The sequence below is a fragment of the Azospirillum endophyticum genome (genome assembly GCF_016595245.1).
In the GTDB taxonomy this organism is placed as follows: domain Bacteria; phylum Pseudomonadota; class Alphaproteobacteria; order Azospirillales; family Azospirillaceae; genus Azospirillum; species Azospirillum endophyticum.
The window spans coordinates 97,886-104,278 of record NZ_JAENHM010000028.1 but is presented as its reverse complement, the minus strand read 5'-3'; the positions used below and the strand labels follow the sequence as shown (position 1 = coordinate 104,278).

Below are 6,393 nucleotides of genomic sequence, written 5' to 3'. Positions count from 1 at the left end.
GGGTCGGCAAAACGCCGTTGGCGTTTGGCCGATCCCGCCCCGCAAGGGGAGAAGGGCTATTTACCACCAGAGGCTGTACCTTCTTCGCGGATGCGAGATCTGTGAATGCCGTAGCCGCTGGGCGGGGGAGGGACTGCCGCCGCCTTCCCGATCAAGCACTCAATCCCCTCCCCCGCCCAACTCTCGCACAAAGCTATGCTTTGTGCTGACGCGGCAGGCGGACCGTAGGTCCGCTGAGAGCGGGGGAGGGGCAGGGTGGGGGCAATCGAAGACTGAACGTCCTCAATCCAGCTGCAGCACGATCGCTTTCAGATAGGCCGATTCCGGCAGGTGCGGGTGGACCGGGTGGTCGGGACCGGCGCCGGCGCTGCGCAGGATACGGCCGGTGCGGCCGGCGTCGTGCAGGCCGCGGGCGACCTGTTCGGCGAAGGTGGGCGAGTCGACATTGTGGCTGCACGACCCGCAGAGCAGATAGCCGCCCGGCGCCGTGATCTTCGCAGACAGCCGCGCCATCTTGCGGTAGGCGCGGCTGCCGGCCGCCAGATCCTTCTTCGACTTCACGAAGGCCGGCGGGTCGGCGACCACCACCTGGAAGGTCTCGCCGGCCGTGCCCAGCCGCTCCATCTCCTGGAAGGCGTCGGCCTTGCGCGTCTCGAAGCGGTCGGCGACGCCGTTCGCCTCGGCGGCGCGGGCGGCGTTCTCCAGCGCCAGGGCGGAGCGGTCGACGGCGACCACCTGGGTGGCGCCGGCCACCGCGCACTGGATGCCGAAACCGCCATTGTAGCTGTAGAAGTCGATGGCCCGCCCGCCCGCGGCGAGCGAGGCGATGAAGGCGCGGTTGTCGCGCTGGTCGTAGAACCAGCCGGTCTTCTGGCCGTCGAGCGGATTGGCGAAGAAGGTCACGCCATTCTCTTCCAGCCGGATCGGACCGTCGATCTCGCCCTTGGCCAGCCGGGTCTCCTCCGTCAGCCCTTCCAGCGCGCGCTGGCTGCCGTCGTTGCGCAGGATCACCGCGCGCGGCGCCATCACCTCGTCGATGGCGGCCAGGATGTCGTCGATCCGGAGATCCATGAAGACGGAGTTGGCCTGCACCGTCACCACATCGTCGAAGCGGTCGACGATCAGGCCGGGCAGCCCGTCGGCCTCGGCATGGACGACGCGGTAGAAAGGACGGGAGAACAGCCGGTCGCGCAGTTCCACCGCGCGGCGCAGCCGGCCGGCGATGAAGGCCTGGTCCACCACGGTCGCCGGATCGCCGGACAGCAGCCGGGCGGCGATCAGCGTGTGCGGATTGAAGGTGTAGATGCCCAGCGGCACCCCGCCGGGGTCCAGCAGCCGCACCGGGCTGCCGGGCGGCACCGCCTTGGCGGTGGTGTCCATCTGGACTTCGTTGGAATAGACCCAGGGATGTCCCTGCATGACGCGCCGTTGGCGGCCGGCCTGCAGGTGGATCGCCGGGTATTTCTTGACGGGTTTGGTGACGGTCTCGCTCATGGGCCCGCATCCTAGCGGCAAATCGGCGGCGCGCAATGGCCGCGGTGTTCCTGCCATTCCGCTCCGGCGGCGCCTTCCCGTTCGCTGCCCGGTCCGCTGCTCGATCCGCTGCCCGCTTCGCCGATATGGATCGCCAGCCACACCGTCGGCCCGCCGGCCGCCGTGGCGGCGACGCGGTGGCGGGTGCGGGCGGGCAGCAGCGTCCAGTCGCCGGCGGTCAGCCGGCGGTCGCCCTCTCCCTCCACCTGCAAGGTGGCGGTGCCGGCGACCAGCAGGACGAACTCGTCCCACCCCTGATCGTACCAGAAGCCATCCGGCGAGGCCTGCCCGGTGGAGACGATCCGCTCGATCCGCACATTGGGCAACGCCGCCAGCGTCGCGAAGGTTTCGTCGGGCTGCGGGCCTGAGGGAAGCCCCTCCAGCAGGCTGCCGAATCGCGCTGCGCTCATCCGCAAAGTTCCGGGTTCGGTGGGGGCGGCGCGGCACCGTCATGGGCGAGACCGCGACCGCGATCCTGCACCAGCCGCAGCGGCGGGTCGAGATCGAGGAAGCGTCCTCTTGGTCCGTCGGGTGCTATTCCGCGCCGAGCTGGCCGTCGGCCGCCGCCGGGGCGTTGTCGTTGACCACCAGCAGATCCTTGCAGAAGCGGACCGTTTCCTGCCGGTGGCCTTCGATGTGGAAGCAGTCGGGGATCGGGCTGCGGCGGGACGCCCGGGGCAGGTAGCGCTCCGGCAGGGTGGTGTGGATGGCGGTGCAGCCGAGCCGCCGGGCCAGCCCCTCCATCGCCCGCAGCAGCGTCTCGGCGATGCCGGCGACGTCGAACAGGTCGAGCACGACGAAATTGTCGACGCAGAGCGTCCGGCCATGGAAAAGCTGCGGCTCGACCGCATAGGAAAACAGTCCGTGCATGTAGCCTTGGGCGTTCTGCACAGTCATGATGCCCCTGTCCGCCGGCGGACCGCTTCCGGTGCCGCCGCCCGTTCCGCCTCCCCGGGTTGCATCGTCCAGCACCGCTGCGGCAAATGCGCGCCATTGGTCGACCCCCAGTCCAGGCGCGATGGCGCAGACCAGCGGGTAGGCCTGGTCGATCTGGCGCCGACCAAGGGGTTTTGCGATGAAGCCGTCGTCCATTTCTGCCTGGCCGATTGCAAGGACGCTGAACGATGGCAGCCCCGGGCCGGAAGGGTCGTTGACGTAGATCAATGTTGCTGGCGCCCCCCCTCCACATAGTGGGGGCCATTGGAGACAGGCGCGCCCGGCGTCCCTCTTGGCATTTCCGAGTGCAACCTGTCCCGCTCCTTAACAGTACGTACCCAGTGGTGGTGCAACCCAGAAGGCGCGGCCTCGCGGCCGCCCGGGGCAAACGGGAGAGATTGTATGACATCAGCGACTCTGACTTCAGGGGCCACCCTGGGCAGCCAGCGGGTGTCGGAAGACGTGCGTTACCATGAGGACGCCATCCGACTCTTCGTCATCGCTGCAGTGTTCTGGGGCGTCGTCGGTTTCCTGGCCGGCACCTTCATCGCTCTGCAGCTGGCCTTCCCGGCGCTGAATCTCGGGCTGGAGTGGACAAGCTTCGGGCGCCTGCGCCCCGTCCACACCTCGGCCGTGATCTTCGCGTTCGGCGGCAACGTGCTGCTCGCCACCTCGCTCTATTCGGTCCAGCGGACCTGCCGCCAGCATCTCTTCGGGGGCGAAGGGCTGGCGAAGTTCATCTTCTGGAACTACAACGTCTTCATCGTGCTCGCGGCGCTGAGCTATGTCATGGGCTTCACCCAGGGCAAGGAATACGCCGAGCCCGAGTGGATCCTCGACCTGTACCTGACGGTCGTCTGGGTGCTCTATGCGGTCCAGTTCATCGGCACGGTGATGACGCGGCGCGAGTCGCACATCTATGTGGCCAACTGGTTCTTCATGGCCTTCATCCTGACCGTCGCCATCCTGCACATCGGCAACAACGTCAACGTTCCGGTGTCGCTGTTCGGCATGAAGTCCTACACCTACGTGTCGGGCGTTCAGAGCGCGATGGTCCAGTGGTGGTACGGCCACAACGCGGTCGGCTTCTTCCTGACCGCCGGCTTCCTGGGCATCATGTATTATTTCGTGCCCAAGCGCGCCGAGCGGCCGGTCTATTCCTACCGGCTGTCGATCGTCCATTTCTGGACGCTGATCTTCCTCTACATCTGGGCCGGCCCGCACCACCTGCACTACACCTCCCTGCCGGACTGGGCGCAGACGCTGGGCATGACCTTCTCCGTCATGCTGTGGATGCCGTCCTGGGGCGGCATGATCAACGGAATCATGACCCTGTCGGGCGCCTGGGACAAGCTGCGCACCGATCCGGTCCTGCGGTTCCTGGTCACCTCGGTCGCCTTCTACGGCATGTCGACCTTCGAAGGCCCGCTGATGTCGGTCAAGCCGGTCAACGCCCTGTCGCACTACACCGACTGGACCGTCGGCCACGTGCACTCCGGCGCGCTCGGCTGGGTCGCCTTCGTCTCCTTCGGCGCGATCTACTATCTGGTGCCGGTGCTGTGGAAGCGCTCGCAGCTCTACAGCATGCGTCTGGTCAGCTACCACTTCTGGACCGCCACCATCGGCATCGTGCTCTACATCACCGCCATGTGGGTGTCGGGCATCATGCAGGGCCTGATGTGGCGCGCCTACGACAACCTGGGCTTCCTGCAGTACTCCTTCGTGGAGACCGTCGCGGCGATGCACCCGTTCTACGTGATCCGCGCGATGGGCGGCGTCCTGTTCGTCACCGGCGCCCTGATCATGGTCTACAACCTGTGGCGCACGGCGAAGGGCGATGTCCGCATCGAGAAGCCCTATGTCACCACGCCGCACAAGGCGACGGTCGGCGCGGCCTGACGCTAGGGAAGGATGCGAGAAATGGCTCAGGATAAAAAGGGCTTCAGCCACGACCTGATCGAGCGGAACACCCTTCTGCTGATCGTGCTCGTGCTGATCACCGTGTCGATCGGCGGTCTGGTTCAGATCGTCCCGCTCTTCACCATCGAATCGACCATCGAGAAGGTGGAGGGGGTCCGTCCCTACTCCCCGCTCGAACTGGCCGGGCAGAACATCTACTTCCGCGAAGGCTGCTACAACTGCCACAGCCAGCAGATCCGTCCGTTCCGCGACGAGGTCGAACGCTATGGCCACTACTCGCTGGCGGCGGAGTCGATGTACGACCATCCGTTCCAGTGGGGCTCCAAGCGCACCGGTCCCGATCTGGCCCGCGTCGGCGGCAAATACTCCAACGACTGGCAGGTCGCCCATCTGGTGAACCCGCGCGCGGTCGTGCCGGAGTCGATCATGCCGACCTACGGCTGGATGAAGGATCGTCCGCTGAGCTACGGCGACATCGCCGATCACCTGAAGACGCTGAAGATCGTCGGCGTTCCCTACACCGACGAGCAGATCGCCAACGCCAAGGCCGACGTGGAAGCGCAGAAGAACCCGGACGGCGACACCGCCGGGCTGATGAAGCGCTACCCGAAGGCCGTGGTCGCGAACTTCACCGGCAACAAGACCGTCACCGAAATGGACGCTCTCGTCGCCTACCTGCAAGTGCTGGGCACGATGGTGGACTTCACCAAGTACCAGTCCAAGCAGCTGCAGCAGTAATCGGGGGAGGAATCCATGGACTTGGATTCGATCACGGTGATGCTTCGGTCCTTCTGGACGGTGTGGTTGATGCTGCTGCTGACGGGCATCCTGGTTTACGCCATGTGGCCCGGCAACCGCCGCACCTTCGACGACGCCGCCCAGATCCCGCTCAAGGATGATGGTCAGGAGCTTTAGACCATGGCACAGAATTACAAGGACGAGCTGTCCGGCGTCGAGACCACCGGCCACGAGTGGGATGGACTGCGCGAGCTGAACAATCCGCTGCCCAAATGGTGGCTGTACCTGTTCTACGTCTGCATCGCCTGGGCGATGGTGTACTACGTGTTCTACCCGGCCTGGCCGCTGGGCAAGACCTACACGAAGGGCATCCTGGGCTATTCCCAGCGCGAGGAGCTGGACACCAAGCTGGCGGAGGCGAAGGCCGGCCAGGCCAAGTACCTGACCGCCATCGCCGCCAAGTCGGTCGACGAAATCCAGAAGGACAAGGACCTGCTGGGCTTCGCCATGGCCGGCGGCCGGTCCTATTTCAACGAGAACTGCGCCGCCTGCCACGGCGCCGGCGGCCAGGGTGCCAAGGGCTTCCCGACGCTGGCCGACGACGTGTGGCTGTGGGGCGGGGCCTCCGCCGACATCTACAAGACCATTCAGCACGGCGTCCGGTCCGACGACGGCGACACCCGCGGCACGCCCAACGTCGGCATGACCGCCTTCGGCAAGGACGGCATCCTCACCCGCGAGCAGATCGATCAGGTGACGGACTATGTGCTGTCGCTGAACGGCAAGCCCGCCGAGGCCGGCAAGGTCGCCAAGGGCAAGACCGTCTATGACGAGAACTGCGCCGCCTGCCATGGCGACGCGGCCCAGGGTGCGGTCGCCGCCGGCGTCGACGGCGTCGGCGCTCCGCCGCTGAAGCAGGCCAACTGGCTCTATGGCGGCGACAAGGCGACGCTGGTGGAGACGGTGACCAACGGCCGCGCCGGCGTCATGCCGGCCTGGTCGAAGCGCCTGGACGACGCGACGATCAAGTCGCTCGCCGTCTACGTCCACAATCTGGGCGGCGGCAAGTAAGCCGAACGTCCGGGCGGACCAGTTCGGAACCGACCGGAAGGGCGTCGGGGAGGTCTCTCCCCGGCGCCTTTTCTTTACGGCTCGGGCGGCCAGCCGGCCGGTTCGTTAACTTCCTGTCATTTGATCCATCGCAATGTCCCTGCGGCAATCGGTCGCCATAGTTTCCGCGATCAGACGCCGCCGACCAGTCGAAGG

Annotated in this window: 7 protein-coding genes; 4 read left to right on the top strand and 3 right to left on the bottom strand. The window is 66.4% G+C overall.

What is annotated here, in order from left to right; translation table 11 throughout:
• Window positions 1–282 precede the first annotated feature (282 nt).
• From JHL17_RS09320 to JHL17_RS09310, 3 genes are all read right to left on the bottom strand, one after another.
• Window positions 283–1,494: a class I SAM-dependent rRNA methyltransferase gene (locus JHL17_RS09320; RefSeq protein ID WP_200192351.1), complete on the bottom strand. Its 1,212-nt coding sequence runs from the start codon at window positions 1,492–1,494 to the stop codon at window positions 283–285.
• Window positions 1,495–1,505: 11 nt separating this feature from the next.
• Window positions 1,506–1,943, bottom strand: coding sequence for a cupin domain-containing protein (locus JHL17_RS09315; RefSeq protein WP_200192349.1), 438 nt, complete (start codon window positions 1,941–1,943; stop codon window positions 1,506–1,508).
• Between the two features lie 124 nt (window positions 1,944–2,067).
• Complete coding sequence (locus JHL17_RS09310; protein WP_247893423.1) at window positions 2,068–2,430, bottom strand: hypothetical protein; 363 nt, start codon at window positions 2,428–2,430, stop codon at window positions 2,068–2,070.
• Window positions 2,431–2,871: 441 nt separating this feature from the next.
• Between JHL17_RS09310 and ccoN the strand changes: the two genes are divergently transcribed.
• Genes ccoN through ccoP form a run of 4 tightly spaced genes read left to right on the top strand, consistent with a single transcriptional unit; the run spans window position 2,872 to window position 6,198 of the window.
• Window positions 2,872–4,368, top strand: a complete 1,497-nt coding sequence (gene ccoN / locus JHL17_RS09305; protein ID WP_200192345.1) for a cytochrome-c oxidase, cbb3-type subunit I — start codon at window positions 2,872–2,874, stop codon at window positions 4,366–4,368.
• Between the two features lie 21 nt (window positions 4,369–4,389).
• Window positions 4,390–5,127, top strand: coding sequence for a cytochrome-c oxidase, cbb3-type subunit II (gene ccoO / locus JHL17_RS09300; protein WP_200192343.1), 738 nt, complete (start codon window positions 4,390–4,392; stop codon window positions 5,125–5,127).
• A 15-nt stretch (window positions 5,128–5,142) separates the two neighbouring features.
• Window positions 5,143–5,304: a cbb3-type cytochrome c oxidase subunit 3 gene (locus JHL17_RS09295; protein ID WP_012972963.1), complete on the top strand. Its 162-nt coding sequence runs from the start codon at window positions 5,143–5,145 to the stop codon at window positions 5,302–5,304.
• A 3-nt stretch (window positions 5,305–5,307) separates the two neighbouring features.
• Window positions 5,308–6,198: a cytochrome-c oxidase, cbb3-type subunit III gene (gene ccoP / locus JHL17_RS09290; protein WP_200192341.1), complete on the top strand. Its 891-nt coding sequence runs from the start codon at window positions 5,308–5,310 to the stop codon at window positions 6,196–6,198.
• Window positions 6,199–6,393: the final 195 nt, after the last annotated feature.